The organism is Streptococcus mitis, from assembly GCF_047465045.1.
GTDB lineage: Bacteria > Bacillota > Bacilli > Lactobacillales > Streptococcaceae > Streptococcus > Streptococcus mitis_DT.
In genome coordinates this window covers 1-18,190 of the sequence record NZ_JASHAR010000001.1, presented here as the reverse complement: position 1 = coordinate 18,190, position 18,190 = coordinate 1, and the positions used below count along the sequence as shown (strand labels likewise).

14 protein-coding genes and 1 pseudogene are annotated in these 18,190 nt (G+C 38.8%); 4 read left to right on the top strand and 11 right to left on the bottom strand.

Annotated features, from left to right (window positions below):
* Nucleotides 1-66 precede the first annotated feature (66 nt).
* The 6 genes from QM409_RS00075 to gyrA form a co-directional block, all read right to left on the bottom strand.
* Nucleotides 67-1,341 carry a DUF2130 domain-containing protein gene (locus QM409_RS00075; protein ID WP_414305010.1) on the bottom strand — a complete coding sequence of 425 codons (1,275 nt, stop codon included), beginning with the start codon at nucleotides 1,339-1,341 and terminating at the stop codon, nucleotides 67-69.
* 94 nt (nucleotides 1,342-1,435) lie between these two features.
* Entirely contained in the window at nucleotides 1,436-2,716 is a 1,281-nt protein-coding gene (locus QM409_RS00070) for an O-acetylhomoserine aminocarboxypropyltransferase/cysteine synthase family protein (protein WP_414305011.1), read from the bottom strand.
* A 144-nt stretch (nucleotides 2,717-2,860) separates the two neighbouring features.
* Nucleotides 2,861-3,658, bottom strand: a complete 798-nt coding sequence (locus QM409_RS00065; RefSeq protein WP_000254778.1) for a formate/nitrite transporter family protein — start codon at nucleotides 3,656-3,658, stop codon at nucleotides 2,861-2,863.
* A gap of 291 nt (nucleotides 3,659-3,949) precedes the next feature.
* Nucleotides 3,950-4,747 carry a formate/nitrite transporter family protein gene (locus QM409_RS00060; RefSeq protein ID WP_049543547.1) on the bottom strand — a complete coding sequence of 266 codons (798 nt, stop codon included), beginning with the start codon at nucleotides 4,745-4,747 and terminating at the stop codon, nucleotides 3,950-3,952.
* 166 nt (nucleotides 4,748-4,913) lie between these two features.
* Nucleotides 4,914-5,657, bottom strand: a complete 744-nt coding sequence (locus tag QM409_RS00055; protein WP_261029929.1) for a class A sortase — start codon at nucleotides 5,655-5,657, stop codon at nucleotides 4,914-4,916.
* Nucleotides 5,657-8,125, bottom strand: coding sequence for a DNA gyrase subunit A (gene gyrA / locus QM409_RS00050; RefSeq protein ID WP_084929536.1), 2,469 nt, complete (start codon nucleotides 8,123-8,125; stop codon nucleotides 5,657-5,659). The genes QM409_RS00055 and gyrA overlap by 1 nt, the downstream gene beginning before the upstream one ends.
* A gap of 193 nt (nucleotides 8,126-8,318) precedes the next feature.
* Between gyrA and QM409_RS00045 the strand changes: the two genes are divergently transcribed.
* Nucleotides 8,319-9,305 (top strand): L-lactate dehydrogenase, encoded by a 987-nt coding sequence (locus QM409_RS00045; RefSeq protein WP_000204728.1) that lies wholly within the window; start codon nucleotides 8,319-8,321, stop codon nucleotides 9,303-9,305.
* A gap of 700 nt (nucleotides 9,306-10,005) precedes the next feature.
* Here QM409_RS00045 and QM409_RS00040 read toward each other — a convergent pair.
* Together QM409_RS00040 and QM409_RS00035 are read right to left on the bottom strand one after the other, a co-directional pair.
* On the bottom strand, nucleotides 10,006-11,235 hold the full coding sequence (locus tag QM409_RS00040) for a tetratricopeptide repeat protein (RefSeq protein ID WP_414305012.1): 1,230 nt from the start codon (nucleotides 11,233-11,235) through the stop codon (nucleotides 10,006-10,008).
* Nucleotides 11,225-12,391 carry an AI-2E family transporter gene (locus tag QM409_RS00035; RefSeq protein WP_000435460.1) on the bottom strand — a complete coding sequence of 389 codons (1,167 nt, stop codon included), beginning with the start codon at nucleotides 12,389-12,391 and terminating at the stop codon, nucleotides 11,225-11,227. The genes QM409_RS00040 and QM409_RS00035 overlap by 11 nt, the downstream gene beginning before the upstream one ends.
* Nucleotides 12,392-12,544: 153 nt before the next feature.
* Between QM409_RS00035 and QM409_RS00030 the strand changes: the two genes are divergently transcribed.
* On the top strand, nucleotides 12,545-13,558 hold the full coding sequence (locus QM409_RS00030) for a lactonase family protein (protein WP_414305013.1): 1,014 nt from the start codon (nucleotides 12,545-12,547) through the stop codon (nucleotides 13,556-13,558).
* 282 nt (nucleotides 13,559-13,840) lie between these two features.
* Here the strand turns inward: QM409_RS00030 and tuf are convergent, their stop codons facing one another.
* Both tuf and QM409_RS00020 read right to left on the bottom strand, forming a co-directional pair.
* A complete protein-coding gene (gene tuf, locus QM409_RS00025; protein ID WP_001040726.1) occupies nucleotides 13,841-15,037 on the bottom strand; it encodes an elongation factor Tu in 1,197 nt (398 codons plus the stop codon).
* A gap of 206 nt (nucleotides 15,038-15,243) precedes the next feature.
* On the bottom strand, nucleotides 15,244-16,353 hold the full coding sequence (locus tag QM409_RS00020) for an AI-2E family transporter (protein WP_414305014.1): 1,110 nt from the start codon (nucleotides 16,351-16,353) through the stop codon (nucleotides 15,244-15,246).
* Nucleotides 16,354-16,455: 102 nt separating this feature from the next.
* Between QM409_RS00020 and pbp3 the strand changes: the two genes are divergently transcribed.
* A complete protein-coding gene (pbp3, locus tag QM409_RS00015) occupies nucleotides 16,456-17,697 on the top strand; it encodes a D-alanyl-D-alanine carboxypeptidase PBP3 (RefSeq protein ID WP_414305015.1) in 1,242 nt (413 codons plus the stop codon).
* 148 nt (nucleotides 17,698-17,845) lie between these two features.
* Here pbp3 and QM409_RS00010 read toward each other — a convergent pair whose 3' ends face one another.
* A complete protein-coding gene (locus QM409_RS00010; RefSeq protein WP_414305016.1) occupies nucleotides 17,846-18,037 on the bottom strand; it encodes a hypothetical protein in 192 nt (63 codons plus the stop codon).
* On the opposite strand from QM409_RS00010, the pseudogene QM409_RS00005 reads away from it, so the two are divergent.
* Nucleotides 17,998-18,190 (top strand): annotated as a pseudogene (locus tag QM409_RS00005) (IS1182 family transposase); the annotation flags it as partial. The gene QM409_RS00010 and the pseudogene QM409_RS00005 overlap by 40 nt on opposite strands.

Below are 18,190 nucleotides of genomic sequence, written 5' to 3'. Positions count from 1 at the left end.
TCAGCTGACCATGTTCTAATAATTTCTACAACTTTTTTCATAGAAACTACTGTTTTTAAGGTGATCTTACTCCCCCTTCAGCGCTTCAAACTTCGCTTTCATGGTTGGATTTTTTCGAGTCAATTTTTTTACAGAGACATCTTCCAACTTGTTGTTAGCGAGGCGGAGTTGGTTTCCGGATGTGGTTAGGAACTTCTTCACCTCTTCCATGCGTTTGATGGCCTTGTCGATTTCATCAATAGCTTTACCAAAATTGGTTGAAGCTGAGTTGTAGTTCTTGGCAAAGGCTAGTTTAAAGGCATCCAAATCTTCCTCAAAATGTGTAATATCAATATTTTGCTCCCGAACCAAGGCCAACTCCTGCTTATATTTTAGAGAATTAAGCGCTGCATTACGCAAGAGCCCAATCAACTGGATAAAGAATTGAGGGCGAACCACATACATCTTTTCATACTCGTGGCTGACGTCAACAATCCCTGTGTTAAAGTAGTCGTTATCTGCCTCAAGCATGGTTACCAAAACCGCATACTCACAGTTCTTCTCCCGACGGTCCCTGTCCAATTCCTTGTAGAAGTCCGCATTCTTATGCTTCTTCTCTGTTCCATCCGCTTCGTTTTTCATCTCAAACATGATGGAAATGATTTCCACTCCATTTTCATCACTCTCACGGAAGATAAAGTCCCCTTTAGACCCACGCGCAGAGACCTTGTTATCCTTCTCAAAGTAAGCATTTGGAAAGGCAAAACTGCGAACCTTGTTAAACTCACTTTCTGCATACTGTTCCAGACTTTCACCGATAGCCTTGGTAGATTGTTGAGCCTTAAAATTCTTGTAAAATTCGACTTGTTCACTAGCTGCTTTAAGCTGGGCTTCGTAATTCTGCTTAACAGAAGCCAAAGATAACTCATTTTCTTTTTCTTGCAAGAGGAGTTGATTTTTGACCTGATCTCGTTCTTTTTCAAGGCCAGAAAGGGACTTTTGCAGTTGATTTTCATGCTCCAAACGCAAGGTAGCCAATTGGTTTTCCAAGGCCTGCACTTCCTTGTCCTTTGCTAATAAGGCCTCATGGCTTGTCTGTTCAACTTCTTTCTTGGCCAACTCTTTCTCTGTATCAAAGTTTTGGATTTGACTCTGTAATTGCGCGATTTCTTGGTCTTTTTGAGCTAGTTTAGACTGTTGCTCATTCATGGCCTTTTGCTCAACCAAAGCCAATTCCTGCTTCATGCGATCGTGTAATTCCTTATCAAACTCTGCCGTTCTCACTTGGGACAAAAGTTCGGCATACTGACTTTCATTTACTGTAAAGACTTCCCCACAGTTAGGGCATTTGATTTCGTTCATAACTTCCCTCTTTCTAGACTTCTGTAACCATTATATCATGCCTGAGGGAAAATCAAAAACAGTGAGTCGAAACCCACTGTTTATATCTTTTACTTTAAATTTTTTCCAAAGCCAAGCGCAAGTCTTCAATCAAATCTTCTACATTTTCAAGACCGATAGACAAGCGGATTTGGTTTGGTGTGACACCTGCTGCTTCTAGATCCTTTTCTGACAACTGACCGTGGGTAGTTGTCGCAGGATGGACAACAAGAGATTTAGCGTCTGCTACGTTTGCAAGGTCAGAGAAGATTTCCAGATTATCAATTACCTTGCGAGCTTCTGCCTCCCCACCTTTGACATGGAAGGTAAAGATTGAACCCACACCTTTTGGTAAATATTTCTCAGTCAAGGCATGATAAGGACTGTCTGCAAGTTTTGGATAGTTAACTTTTTCTACCTTAGGATGGTTGACAAGGAAATCAACAATTTTCTCTGCATTTTGTACATGACGTTCGACACGAAGAGAAAGGGTTTCCAGTCCTTGAAGTAACAAGAATGCATTAAATGGCGACAAGGCAGCGCCTGTATCACGAAGCAACTGAACACGAACAGCAATAATAAAGGCTGCTGCACCAACATCACGAGTATAGCTTAAATTGTGGTAACTTGGGTCTTCCTCAACAAATTGAGGGAATTTCCCTGAAGCCGCCCAGTCAAAACGACCACTGTCAACAATCACTCCTCCAATAGTCGTACCATGCCCACCGATAAACTTAGTTGCAGAGTGAATGGCAATATCTACACCGTGAGAAAAGACATTAATCAAATATGGTGTGGCAAAAGTATTGTCCGAAACGAGAGGAATCTGGTGTTTATGCGCAATCTCAGCCAATTTTTCCAAGTCAGGAATGTTAATCAAAGGGTTACCTAAGGTTTCAATCAAGACAAGCTTAGTATTGTCATTGATAGCTGCTTCTACTTCCTCCAAATTATCCACATCGACAAAGGTTGTTGTGATACCATAACGAGGAAGGGTTTCTTTCAAGAGATTGAAGGTCCCGCCGTAAATAGTTGATGCCGCTACTACATGATCACCAGCATGGGCAAGCGCCAAAATCGTATAAGTCACTGCGGCCATACCTGATGCTGTTGCAAGAGCTCCAACACCACCTTCAAGAGCAGCAATTCTTTCTTCAAAAGCTGCTGTTGTAGGATTTGTGATACGAGTATAAATGTTCCCTGGTTTTCTCAAGGCAAACAAATCGGCACCTTCCTGCGTATCATCAAAAACGAAGGATGTTGTTTGATAAATCGGCACTGCACGAGACTTGGTAGCTGGATCCACAACTTGACCAGCATGCAATTGTAGAGTTTCAAATTTAAAATCACGAGTCATAAAACGATCTCCAAATAGTTTGATTAAGGATATTGTAGCACTATCGACCTATCTTGACTAATACCTCTTTTCTATATTTTGATATAAGGAGCGACTATTGCTTCTTACCAAACCAAAAAGCACGATTCAATCGTGCTCATTTCCTTAATCTACATAAGTATCTTCGTTTTTATTGAGGAAGGCATATGGAAGACCCATCAAGAGACCTCCTCCGATAAAGTTTCCGATGAAGGTTACACCCCAGTGACGAAGCATATTTCCAACACCGAAGTTAGCAATTGAATCAGCAGCAACACTGAATTTTACAATCGCGAAAGAAGCAAAGTTCGCCGCAATGTGCTCGTTTGTTAAGAATACAAACATGTAAATCGCTGATAAAACGAGCCATAGTTTAGCACCGCCATCTTTGACCAAAACAAATGAAAGAATCGCAATATTAACGAAAATATTTGCCAAAATCCCCTCAAGCAAGACTAATTCATTTGAGCGACCTAACTTCATCTCAACAACCCCTGAGATGAAACTATCGTGTGTCAGATGTGCATAAGCTGCTGAGTGGGCAAAGCCCCAACCTGCTATCAAAGCCCCAATAAGGTTGAACAAGGTACAGTAAAGTAAAATCTCAGCTGTCTTTCTCCAAGAGATTTTTTTCAAGAAACTACCAGCAGTCAAGAACATCATGTTTGATGTTACCAACTCGGCATTCAAGAAAACAATGTAGGCCAAGCCCCAAGCAAAGACAAATGGGAAGAGGAAACGTCCACTACCTGGTGCAATTTTATTAATCAAATCAGCCCCAACTGCACCTGCAGCCGTACTGAAGGTTAAAAATGCACCTGCGAACATCGAACGAATCGCATACTTAAATTTGCTTTGACTATAAAGACTTTCTTTCTTCTTGCAAGCAAATTCAATCTTTGAGATAAATTCTGAAGAAACCATAATAAACTCCTAAAACTTTTATTTGTGATAATTATAACATAAAATAGATATAATGAAAAGCCTTTCCTAATTGCATTTTTAATAAATTTATAAATCCAGCAATCGTTTACATTGTTTTAATAACAAGCTTTTAGAAGTTTTAGTTATTAGAATATTGAGGTTATATGGAATAACTTTTATTCCATTTAATATATTTTATTTTTACAATTTAAAAACGATTTTCTCTGCAAGCCTATTTTGTAAAAGAAAAAGAGAGAATCATTCTGATTCTCCCTGATACACTAACTCTTCTTAATCAACATATGTATCTTCATTCTTATTTAGAAAGGCATACGGTAAACCAATCAGAAGACCTCCACCTATAAAGTTAGCAATAAAGGTTACACCCCAATGTCGAAGGATATTTGGAAGATCAAAGTGAGGTACTTGATCAGCAATCATGCTGAATTTCATAATACTAAAGGAAGCAAAATTGGCAGCGATGTGCTCATTGGACAAGAAGACAAACATGGAAATAGCTGATAAAATAATCCATAGTTTGGCAGTACCATCTTTGACTAGTATAGATGAAAGAATGGCAATATTTACAAATACATTGGCAAGAATTCCCTCAAGCAGGACTAAATCACTTGGACGCGCCAATTTCTTGGCTACAAGCTTAGGAAGGAAACTATCATGGGTCAAATGCGAAAAGGCTGACGAGTTGGCAAAGGCCCATCCAGCTACCAAGGCACCAATGAGATTAAACAAAGTACAATAGAGTAAAATAATCATTGCCTTTTTCCAATCAATCTTTTTCAAAAATGCGCCTGCTGTTAAATACATCATATTGGAAGTTACCAATTCCGCATTTAAAAAGACGATATAAACCAGCCCCCAAGCAAAAACAAATGGGAACAGGAAATACCCACTACTTGGAACAATACTATTAAGTAAATCCGCACCAATAGCTCCAGCAGCTGTACTGAAGGTTAAAAAAGCACCTGCAAACATAGAACGAATTGCATACTTTAACTTACTTTGCTTGAAAAGACTTTCTTTCTTGTGGCAATAATAATCAATCTTCGAAATAAACTCTGACGAACTCATAAACGTCTCCAATTTTTTTATATTTAGTATTATAACAAAAAATATTAAAATAGGTAATTGTTTTTGAAAAATGCTAGTATTTGTATTGATTTATCATTACTTAGCATGCTTATAAAGCAATATAAAAAGAACCAGTAAAATAAAATGTTTACTGATTCTTTAACTATTAATAGCGCTGTTTATATGGTTGATTGAAAGCTGTTAGAATTTCTTCAGGTGTTTGTGAATAATCTTTTGTATCTTTCAAGTCACCTTTTACGATAATACGCTCTGTCGCATCATAGTCTACACAGGTTACAAGTGTGATTTCATCAAAACCACTACGATCATCAATCTCATCGACGCGATCTGGTGTCACATGCTTCACTTCACGGATTTCATAGGTATAAACTTTATCCTTATCAGTTAGATAAATTTTCATCCCATTTTTAGCGCGTGCCAATGGAGAAAAGAGCATTTGACTGGCATTTTCTGCTGTAAAGATGTGGTGGCTCGCAAGTGAATAGTTTCCTTTCCCCATCACTTGGTCACGCTTCATTGTACCAGCTCCATAGAAGAGATTGACATTATCAAGCCCCTTAAAAATAGGCAAGTTAATTTCTACCTCAGGAACAGCAATTCCACCGATAACAGGCAATTTTTGCGAATCCCATTGTGAGGATAAAACAGCTTCTGACGAGATGGCTTTTACAGAATCAAAGTCAAAATTGCCTTCTGTATCTTGATTTTCTTCCAATTTTTCTTTTGATACTTGGCTGACTTGGTATTTATTGGTATTCCAAACCATGAACATATCACGAATTTTTGAATTGAAAATCAAAGCCACTGACAAGAGGATTAAAAACCCTGCCAAGATATTGATTAATAAATTTTTACGGTTTGTTTTCTTTTTGTTCTTTTTATGAGACATTATGCTTCACCTTCTGTTTCGTTTCCTGTCCCAACTTCTTCTTTTTCTGCCGCTGCAACCGTAGTAAAGGTTACAATTTTGGCATCTTGGTCCAGGCGCATCACTTTAACTCCCATAGTTGAGCGACCTGTTTGTGAAATATTGGCAACGTTGGTTCGAATCATGACACCTGTATCAGTAATAATCATCAAATCTTCATCACCTTTTACTGTCATAAGACCAGCAAGGGAACCATTCTTTTCCGTAATTTTAGCAGTTTGCATCCCTTTACCACCACGACCTTTAGTTGGATATTCAGTCGCAACTGTTCGCTTACCATATCCTTTGTCTGTGATGATAAGAACCTCGTCCTGGTCTGTAATCACACTAGCACCAACAACTGTGTCCCCCTCACGGAGATTAACACCTTTCACACCAGTGGCGATACGACTCATACCACGAACCGCTGATTGATTAAAGCGAACTGAATAACCAAACTTGGTACCAATGATAATATCCGTATCCTCTTCTGTCAGCAAGACATTAATCAACTCATCTTCATCCTTGAGGTTTAAAGCCTTGAGTCCATTCTGACGAATATTAGCAAATTCCTTAACGCTGGTTCTCTTCACAATACCATGACGAGTTGTGAAGAAGAGATAAGCGTCATCGCTGCGTTCAGATTCAACATTGATGATGGTCTGAATACTTTCACCTTCATCCAATTTCAAAAGATTGACAATTGGCAATCCCTTAGCAGTACGGCCATACTCAGGAATTTCATAGCCTTTCAGGCGATAGACACGTCCTTTATTTGTAAAGAAGAGTAGGTGATCATGGGTGCTAGTTGACACTAACTCACGAACAAAATCATCATCCTTAACACCTGTACCTTGAACACCACGACCACCACGTTTTTGAGCGGTGAACTCAGCTTGGTCGAGACGTTTGATGTATCCCTTGTTAGAAAGTGTAATCAAGACATCCGTTTCTTCAATCAAATCCTCATCTTCGAGGCTTAAGACTTCACCGACCATCAATTCCGTACGACGTTGGTCACCAAACTTACGCTTGACTTCATCTAATTCATCCTTGATAATTTGAGAAACACGTTCTGGCTTAGCTAGAATATCTGCTAAATCTGCAATCAGAGCCAAGAGGTCATCATACTCAGACTGAATCTTATCGCGTTCCAAACCTGTCAAACGACGAAGACGCATATCAAGAATGGCTTGACTTTGACGTTCAGATAACTTGAATTTGCTCATCAACTCAGCTTGTGCCTCAGCATCCGTTTCACTAGCACGGATGATACGAATCACTTCATCGATATGATCTAGCGCAATCAAGAGACCTTCTAAGATATGAGCACGCGCTTCTGCTTTTTCCTTATCAAAACGTGTACGACGAACAACCACTTCTTTTTGGTGCTCAATATAAGCGTCCAAAATCTGACGAAGAGACAAAATCTTGGGTACACCATTTTGAATCGCCAACATATTAAAACCAAAGTTGGTTTGCATCTGGGTCATCTTGAAAAGATTGTTGAGGATAACATTGGCTGAGGCATCGCGCTTAACTTCGATAACAAATCGAACACCTTCACGGTTTGACTCATCACGTACTGCTGTTATTCCCTCAATGCGTTTTTCCTGAACCAAACGAACAATATGCTCATGTACCTTGGTTTTATTTACCATGTATGGAAATTCTGTCACAACGATGCGCTCACGGCCAGTCTTAGTTTCTTCAATTTCAGTGCGAGAACGAAGGACAATCGATCCTTTACCTGTTTCATAAGCCTTATGAATACCTGATTTCCCCATAACAAGAGCACCAGTTGGAAAATCTGGCCCAGGTAAGACTTCCATCAAGTCCTTAGTGGTCACTTCAGGATTGTCCATAACTAACTTCACTGCATCAATGGTTTCACCCAAGTTATGAGGTGGAATATTAGTTGCCATCCCAACAGCAATACCAGTCGCTCCATTAACCAAAAGATTTGGAAAGCGCGCTGGCAATACCAAGGGTTCACGTTCGTTCGCGTCATAGTTATCAACGAAATCAACTGTATTTTTATTGATATCACGAAGCATTTCCAGAGCAATCTTACTCATGCGTGCCTCTGTATAACGCTGGGCAGCAGCACCATCACCATCCATGGAACCAAAGTTCCCATGACCATCTACAAGCATGTAACGGTAACTCCACCATTGAGCCATACGAACCATGGCTTCATAGATAGAGGAATCCCCGTGTGGGTGATATTTACCCATGACATCCCCTGTAATACGAGCAGATTTTTTATGGGGTTTGTCTGGAGTAACACCCAGTTCATTCATTCCATAGAGAATCCGACGGTGAACAGGTTTCAAGCCATCTCGAACATCAGGAAGGGCCCGCGCTACGATAACACTCATGGCGTAGTCGATAAAGCTCGTCTTCATCTCCTTTGTCAGATTGACATTCACTAAATTTCTATCCTGCATTAATAAATGCCTCATTTCACTATTAGTAATTAACTATATTATACCATAATGTCCGCTATATTTCAGGTATCTAAAATCACTAAAACGTTTACATCAAGAACTGAAATGCATATCCGTGACAAAGCTTTTTAAAAGTGATAGAATTAAAATAACTGGGAAATCCCTGAATAAAATTAAGGAGATGTTTAGAATAATGACTTCAACTAAACAACACAAAAAAGTTATCCTTGTCGGTGATGGTGCTGTAGGTTCTTCTTACGCTTTTGCACTTGTTAACCAAGGAATTGCACAAGAGCTTGGAATTATCGAAATTCCACAATTGCATGAAAAAGCTGTTGGTGACGCGCTTGACCTTAGTCACGCCCTTGCCTTCACTTCACCTAAAAAAATCTATGCAGCTCAATACTCTGACTGTGCAGACGCTGACCTTGTTGTGATCACTGCAGGTGCGCCTCAAAAACCAGGTGAAACTCGTCTTGACCTTGTAGGTAAAAACCTTGCTATCAACAAATCAATCGTAACTCAAGTTGTTGAATCAGGTTTCAAAGGTATCTTCCTTGTTGCTGCTAACCCAGTTGACGTTTTGACTTACTCAACTTGGAAATTCTCTGGTTTCCCTAAAGAACGCGTTATCGGTTCAGGTACTTCACTTGACTCAGCTCGTTTCCGTCAAGCACTTGCTGAAAAATTGGATGTAGATGCTCGTTCAGTTCACGCTTACATCATGGGTGAACACGGTGACTCTGAGTTCGCTGTTTGGTCACACGCAAACATCGCTGGTGTAAACCTTGAAGAATTCCTTAAAGACACTCAAAATGTTCAAGAAGCTGAATTGATTGAATTGTTCGAAGGTGTTCGTGATGCAGCCTACACAATCATCAACAAAAAAGGTGCAACATACTACGGTATCGCAGTAGCCCTTGCTCGTATCACTAAAGCAATCCTTGACGACGAAAACGCAGTACTTCCACTTTCAGTATTCCAAGAAGGTCAATACGGAGTTAAGAATGTCTTTATCGGTCAACCAGCTGTTGTTGGTGCACATGGTATCGTTCGTCCAGTAAACATTCCATTGAACGACGCAGAAACTCAAAAAATGCAAGCATCTGCTAAAGAATTGCAAGCTATCATTGACGAAGCATGGAAAAACCCAGAATTCCAAGCAGCTTCTAAGAACTAATTATAACTAGGTTCTCATTTCATAGGAACCTCAGACCGAAGACAAACATCATTTTAGTGTTTGTCTTTTTTGTATTCTCTACGCTACTATACTTAAAATAAGTTGAAACATCTATAAAATACTTTTCAATGCAAAATAAAAAAGCTTTCCCACCCTTTTTTCCGTGCTTTTTCCGATCTAAGTCAATCTAAACTTCCAGTTGCTCACTTATAAACTTAGCTTGATTATCTAACACTTGGTAAGTATATTTGTGGTTATTGGATTCGATTAAATCATAGATGAAGGAAAATCGAGAACTGACTCAACCTGACGAAGAATATAGTCTTGCGGAACGAGTTCCTCTAGCGTGTAATAATCAACATGATTGCAATCGTAGTCTCGTTTTTTTATGAAAAATGGCAAACATCTCACAACTTTTCTTACCTCTATTTTGCGATTTCACACAAAGAAAAGCCCTTAGAAACTTTTAGTCTAAGGACTTTCTATTCAATCTGTCACTTATGAAATGAGAACTTTTTCTTTTACTATAAAGTCTAAGATTGTACTTTTAAAAATATTACTTATCTCACTTCTTATGTCTTATATTGGAAACTCGAATACAAACACAACAACTCAAATATACTCTCATCGTACAATAGATAAAATAGCCTTTAGATTTTATTATCAAAAATGATAAGATACAGTTTTTAAAAATATATTCTTACAATGTCTCAAACAATTCTTGCATTTGCACATCATCTGGAACTAGTTTTAAGTAAGCTTGGGCATTGACTTTGGCTTCCTCAAAGTAGCCCAGTTCACGCAAGAGATAGATATAGTGTTCTAGAAATTCTGGATTGTCTTTCAAATCTCCTGCCAACTCTTGGTAATGCTCATAGGCAGTATCCAAATCGTCCATCTCTTGATAGGAACGAGCAATCATCCACTTGGTCAAAAGATTTTCTGGCTCCTCACTTTGCAAGTCTAGAATATCCTCATAACGCTCCTGCTCCAGATAAATAGTTGCTAGACGGAGTAAGATTTCTTCCGTATCCTCAGCATCTTCTTTAGCAGTAAGGAGGTAGTTTTCTGCACTACTGGCATCATGCAGTTCATAAGAGAATTGTGAAGCAGCTAGCAAGAGGCGAGTTTCAAAGGGATTTTTCTCTAAGCCTTGCTTAGCGATACGCAGGGCTTCTTGAACTTGATGTTCCTTATGTAAGGCCTGACTGTAACCATACTCATATCCTTCAAAATCAGGTGAAATGGTATCAAGCTGCTTAAAGTAGAGGACAGCTTTTTGGTATTCTTCTTGATCAAAGTAAAGACTGGCCAACTCAAAAGCTGTTAGGTCATCGTATTCTAACTCCAGGGCTTTTTCTAAAAACTCTGTAGCTGTTTCAAATTTCCCCAACTGGGCATAGGCAAAGCCAATCCGTTGATAGGTAGAAATGCCTGTTTGCTCATAAATAGTACGATTATCTAACTGGGCATAGCCTTGAATGGCCTCTTGATAATTTTCCAACTCACTATCCAACTCTGCCAAGCCCAATATCAAGAGAGGATCCTCTGAGTAAGTCAATGCTTCTAACAATTTCTCACGCGCCACATCTGTCAAACCTTCCATCTGGTAAAGGTCTGCCTTCAGAGCCAAAGCCGACACATACCAGTCACTGTCAGCTTGGATTTCCTCTAGATAGGCAAAGGCTTCTTCGATTTGACCATCCTCGCTAGCAATAGCTGCTAGATTAAGATGAACCTCTGGAAAATCTTCTACAATTTTCAGGTAAATTTCCTTGGCCTGAAGATAAAAACCAATCCCTTCAAGATAAGTTGCCAACTCATACAGAAGGTCACTTGGATCATTTTCTAAAGCTTTGACGAAATAATGTTCTGCCTTACCTAAATCTTGTTCTTCCAAAGCCTGTAACATCTGTTGACTATTGTTCACTCTTGACTTCCTCCCCTTCTAGTTCATATAGGCCACTGACTACCTTATACCATTCAAAAATGGCTGAAATGACAACTTTAGCAGAAGCATAAACCGGAATACCGAGTAAAACTCCCCAGATACCAAACATGGATCCTGAAGTTAACAAAACAAAGAGAACATTAATGGGATGGATGTTTAATTGACTTCCCAAAATCAATGGAGAGACAAAACGGCCTTCAATAGTTTGTTCTACTATAAAGACAATCACTACTTTTAAAAGCATAACTGGCCCAGCAATCAAGCCCAATACTAGGGCAGGAAGCATGGCTAGGAAGCTACCAAGATAAGGAACCAGATTTAAAATACCAGCAGTTACACCCAGCGTAACCGCATAGCGTAAACCAATAATCTTGAAGAAAATCATAAACATTACCGCTACAATAATAGCCACTGTCACTTGCCCTCGAACATAGTTGGACAACTGCTGATTCACATCTGACAAAACCTGTCCAACAGGTTCTTTCAATTTCGTTGGCATGAATTGGGTCAAATAGTGACGTAGTCCTTTTCCATCACGTAAGAGATAAAAGAGCATGAAAGGAACGATAATCAAGGCAACAATCACTTGAGAAGCCCCGCTAATAAAGGCGCTCACCCAGTTGACTGCTTGAGATGAAACCTTACTTGCCCAAACTGTAGCCTGACTTGAGAAGTTTGTCAAAACTTGTTCTAACTGAGGTCTGAAATCATCTGGTAAACGCTTGGTTACCAGATCATCAATAACTCTATCAGCATCTTCAAGGTAGACTGGAACATTCCTTGCAAAACTTAAAACCTGACGTTGCAGATTTGGAATAGCTACTGCCAATCCCCAAATGATAAAGAGAGCGATGATGACAAAGACAATACTAATCGCTATGACACGATTGATTTTATGTTTCTCCATCCAATCAACAATAGGATTCAATAAATAGTATAGTAAACCAGATAAAATGACTGGCAACATCACGACTGCCAAAAAGTCTAAAACAGGTGAAAATAGAAAACTAATCTTACTTAAAATAAAAAGATTCAGTCCCATTAATAAGGTTACCAAAAATACCGTAATTGCCTTGTTATCTAAAAACCACTTGAAAAACCAAGATAAGCTAAAATGTTTCTCTTTTTGCTCCATAAATACTTCCTTTCTATTGTTCTCTCATTATACCATTTTTAAATCAAAATAACTCTTTTTTAAAGTGCTTACAAACCATTGAATTGTACCGCATATCATATTGTGAATCTATTTTGTGATATAATAGTCTTATCTTTATAAAGAGGTATAGTCATGAAAGAAACTGTTTATTTTGGAACTTACACACGTCGTATTTCCCAAGGGATTTACAAGGCAGACTTTGATACAGAAACTGGGCAGCTTTCAAATCTAGAACTTTTTGCAGCTGAGCCAAGTCCAACCTACCTTGCCTTTGACCAGCACCAACATTTATACACTGTTGGTAGTCAAGATGATAAGGGGGGCATTGCAGCCTATCAAACTGACGGGACCTTAGTAAATCATGTCGTGGAAGAAGGAGCTCCCCACTGTTATGTTGCTGTGGATGAAAAGCGTGATTTAGTCTATGCGGCCAACTACCACAAGGGGCAGGTCCTTGTTTATAAACGTCAGGAAGATGGTCGTCTTATACTTAGTGATGTGGATCAACACAGTGGCCAAGGTCCACACGAAAATCAAGCTTCACCCCATGTTCACTTTACAGACTTAACACCTGACCACTATCTAGTGACCTGCGACTTGGGAACTGACCAAGTCATCACTTATGACCTTGATCAAGAAGGGAAATTATCTAAACTCTATACCTATCACAGTCAGCCAGGAGCAGGTTCACGCCATATCGTTTTCCATAATCACTATAAAATCGCTTATCTCATTTGTGAACTCAATAGCACTATCGAAGTTTTAATTTACGATGGTGTTGGTGAATTTGAACGCATGCAGGTTGTTTCAACTCTACCAGTCGGTTACGAAGGATTTAATGGAACAGCTGCTATTCGTCTCTCTAAAGACGGTAAATACCTCTACGCCTCTAACCGTGGCCATGATTCTATCGCAGTATATACAATCCTTGCGGACGGTAGCTTAGAGTTATTAGAAATCGTTCCAACTGATGGTAAGACTCCACGTGATTTTGATTTGACACCAGACCAAGAATTCCTTATTGCTGTCCATCAAGACTCTGACAATGCAACCGTCTTTAAACGCAATCCTGAAACTGGTCGTCTAGCAGAACTTTCCAACGATTTCCATGTTCCAGAAGCGGTCTGCATCAGTTTTGCTAATTAACATAATTATAACTGACCAACTAACGGAACTACACACCAAAGACAAACATCATTTTAGTGTTTGTCTTTTTGATATCTACAAATTACTTCCCTCAAAAAAAACTGGAATCTTTCTCAAAACAATTTTCCATGAAAAGCAAAAATATTTCACAGCCATCATTTATTTGTCTCGCACCTAACGGAGCTAGACGGACTAATAGTGACATAATGAAAAAGAACCTCGCAAAGCAAGATTCTTTTAGTGTCTGACTTAAATAATTGTTCTTCTGGGAACTAAATCGAATTAAGCTTCGATTTCTGTAACCATACCTGAACCAACAGTACGTCCACCCTCACGGATAGAGAATGTAGTACCTTGTTCTACGGCGATTGGGTGGATCAACTCAACGTCGATTGTCACGTTATCACCAGGCATTACCATTTCAGTACCTGCTGGAAGTTCGATTGAACCTGTAACGTCAGTAGTACGGAAGTAGAATTGTGGACGGTAGTTGTTGAAGAATGGAGTGTGACGTCCACCTTCTTCTTTAGTAAGGATGTAGACTTCACCTTTAAATTTAGTGTGTGGGTTGATTGAACCTGGTTTAGCAATAACTTGTCCACGTTCGATTTCATCACGTTGAACACCACGAAGAAGGACACCTACGTTATCTCCGGCAAGACCTTCGTCAAGTTGTTTACGGAACATTTCAACACCAGTAACAACTGCTTTTTGAGTTTCTTCTTTGATACCAACGATTTCGATTTCGTCGTTGACTTTAACGATACCACGGTCGATACGTCCTGAAGCAACTGTACCACGTCCAGTGATTGAGAATACGTCTTCGACTGGAAGAAGCAATGGTTTGTCAGTGTCACGTTCTGGTTCTGGGATGTACTCATCAACTGTGTTCATCAATTCCATAACGATGTCTTCGTATTTAGTGTCACCTTCAAGGGCTTTAAGAGCTGAACCTTGGATAACTGGAAGATCGTCACCTGGGAAGTCGTATTCTGACAATAGGTCACGGATTTCCATTTCAACCAATTCAAGCAATTCTTCATCGTCAACCAAGTCAACTTTGTTCATGAAGACGATAAGGTGTTTAACACCAACCTGACGTGAAAGAAGGATGTGTTCACGAGTTTGTGGCATTGGTCCGTCAGTTGAAGCTACTACAAGGATAGCTCCGTCCATTTGAGCAGCACCAGTGATCATGTTTTTAACGTAGTCCGCGTGTCCTGGAGCGTCGATGTGAGCATAGTGACGTTTTTCAGTTTCGTACTCAACGTGTGCAGTATTGATTGTGATACCGCGTTCGCGTTCTTCTGGAGCAGCATCGATAGACGCATAGTCTTTAGGTTGGTTAACTGATGAAGGCAAGCGACGTGCCAAAACAGTTGTGATAGCTGCAGTTAGGGTAGTTTTACCGTGGTCAACGTGTCCGATAGTACCAATGTTAACGTGTGGTTTACTACGATCGTATTTTTCTTTTGCCATTTGAGTAAAAGCCTCCAATAAAATATATTTTATAGATAGACAGTAGGCAATACAGTCTAACTTTCCTTACTATTTTATCAAATTTCAGCTAAATTGCAAGTGTTTTACAAAGTTTTTGTGAATTATTCTTAATCTGCTAATCTAAACGGTATTTCTACTTCTATCACTTCTTTAATGAAAAAGAAAAATCAGGAATTTCCTGACTTTTACTTAGCTAATTGTCTTTCTCTTTCTTTCATTATTTTATGATTTTCATACAAACGTGACAAGAATTTAGAAATTTCTTTCAAGATAGAATAGGTTGGTACTGCGACAATCATACCAATGACACCATAGATATTACTTGATAACAAAAGCAATACTAAAATCGTAATTGGATGGACTTTCATCACACCACCTACGATACGAGGGTAGAGAATATTTCCATCCACTTGTTGAATAATCAACATATAAATAACTGCAATCAGCATTCTATGGGGATCAGTAAAGACATTGGCGATAATCATCGGAATCAGCCCAATACTTGGGCCTACATAAGGAATGAGATTGGCTAATCCTGAAAAGATAGCGAAGACCAAAGCGTATTTCAAACCGATTACGCTATATCCGATAAAGGCCAAACAACCAATAATAATCGCATCAATGGCGACTCCGCTAATATATCGAGCGATTGTAGCATTCAAATTTTTTAAAAGACCTGTAATATGCAACTTATCTCGCTTTAAAACAGTACGTTCAAGCATCGGCAAGAATTTGTGACCATCTAACAAAAAATAAATTAAAAATACAGGGGTCATGATAATAATCAAAACAGTACTAAAGAGCGCAGATAGGACACTTCCAACACTATTCGTTACATTATTTAGGATATTCTGTAGAATATCTACATAGGAGAGATTTAACTGTTGAATAGTCGCTTGAATATCTAAATTTTGAAAGGCTGGATAGGTAGATAAATCCACAATCAAATCTTGCAAACGACTGTAGATTGTCTGACTTGTTGCTATCAAACTGGTCAACTGATTAATCAAAATCGGTAAAAGATAGACTACCCCAATAACAAGGCCCCAGACCAAGGCACACAAGGTTAGTAGAATACCAATGATACGATTAATTCTGAAATACTTTTGTAAAAAATTTACAATAGGATTGGTCAAATAATATAAAAAACCACCTAAAAGAAAGGGAATCATGATAGTGTTTGCAACGCTTACAAAAGGTGTAATAATCGCTCCCATCTGTCTCCATAAATAGAAGATGATGGTTAATAGTAAAATCTCACTGGTCCAAAAAAATAATTTATTCTTACGAAACATGAAGTACCTCCATTCATCTATTTTACCACACTTTCAAAAAAGCTTCTTTCTTATATCATGAAACTGGGAATATTTTTTTCTTTATGATAGAATAAACTTACTATGAAAAAAATAATTTTAACTCTCCTAAGCCTTTCCGTTATTGGGGCAGCATCTACTGTTGATGCTCAAGATTTTAATATTGCTGCTAAACATGCAATTGCTGTTGAGGCAAATACCGGTAAAATTCTCTATGAGAAAGATGCAACCCAGCCAGTTGAAATTGCTTCGATCACAAAATTGATTACTGTTTATCTTGTCTATGAAGCCTTGGAAAACGGTAGTATTACACTATCAACTCCGGTAGATATCTCTGATTATCCATACAAATTAACGACAAATTCTGAAGCGAGTAACGTTCCTATGGAGGCTCGTAATTATACCGTCGAACAACTACTGGAAGCAACCCTAGTATCCAGTGCTAACAGTGCAGCTATTGCGTTAGCTGAAAAAATTGCTGGCTCAGAAAAAGATTTCGTCGATATGATGCGGGCAAAGCTCTTGGAATGGGGCATTCAGGATGCCACTGTTGTCAATACGACGGGTCTTAACAATGAGACTTTAGGGGATAACATTTACCCAGGATCTAAAAAAGATGATGAAAACAAGCTCAGTGCTTATGATGTCGCTATCGTTGCTCGCAATCTCATCAAAAAATACCCACAAGTCTTGGAAATCACCAAAAAACCTTCTTCTACTTTTGCTGGAATGACAATCACTTCTACCAACTATATGTTAGAAGGCATGCCTGCTCATCGTGGTGGTTTTGATGGACTTAAGACAGGGACAACAGACAAGGCTGGAGAATCTTTTGTTGGTACTACCGTCGAAAAAGGGATGAGGGTTATCACAGTTGTTTTGAATGCAGATCATCAAGACAATAATCCTTACGCTCGTTTCACAGCTACATCTTCACTAATGGATTATATCTCTTCTACATTCACACTTCGTAAAATCGTTCAGAAAGGTGATGCTTATCAAGATAGCAAAGCCCCTGTACAAGATGGAAAAGAAGATACTGTCACTGCTGTTGCCAAAGATGATATCACTCTAATTGAACGTGTTGGGAGTCAAGCTTCCCAATCTATTCAATTCACACCTGATTCTAAGGCAATTCCAGCACCACTTGAAGCCGGAACAGTGGTTGGACATTTGACTTATGAAGACTCAGACTTGATTGGTCAAGGTTACATTACCACAGAACGTCCTAGTTTTGAAATGGTAGCAGAAAAGAAAGTTGAAAAAGCCTTCTTCTTAAAAGTTTGGTGGAATCAGTTTATCCGCTTCATCAACGAAAAATTATAATATAGTAAACTTATCAAAGCTAAAAAATAAATAGTATATTTAAAAAGAACTGAGTCTGAATTGTAATGAGCTCTTCTTTTTAAAACTTTTATTTATAGATATCGCTTTGAATTATAATAAAATTTATCCTATACAGAACGAAACCTGGTTAACAATAGAACTTAATTACAGCAAAAAGAGTCTGGGACAATAGTCCCTTATTTCCAAAAAAAGCAACGGATTTGCCGTTGCTTTTTTGCATGGTTGCGATAGTCTTGGTAAAATAGAATTGCACAATAAACCATTTAGAAAGGCTATCCCATGCATATTCACTATAACACAAATCAAACAACTTTACCACTAGAAATCAGTTCTTTCTTGCTACAGGACCATCTCGTCTTTACTATTGAAAAAGTGGTGAATACCTTGGAGGATTGTCACTTCCACGCCTTCTATCATACCTTTGCTCGTCCGTCTTATCACCCTAAAATGCTTTTATCTGCTCTTCTATTTG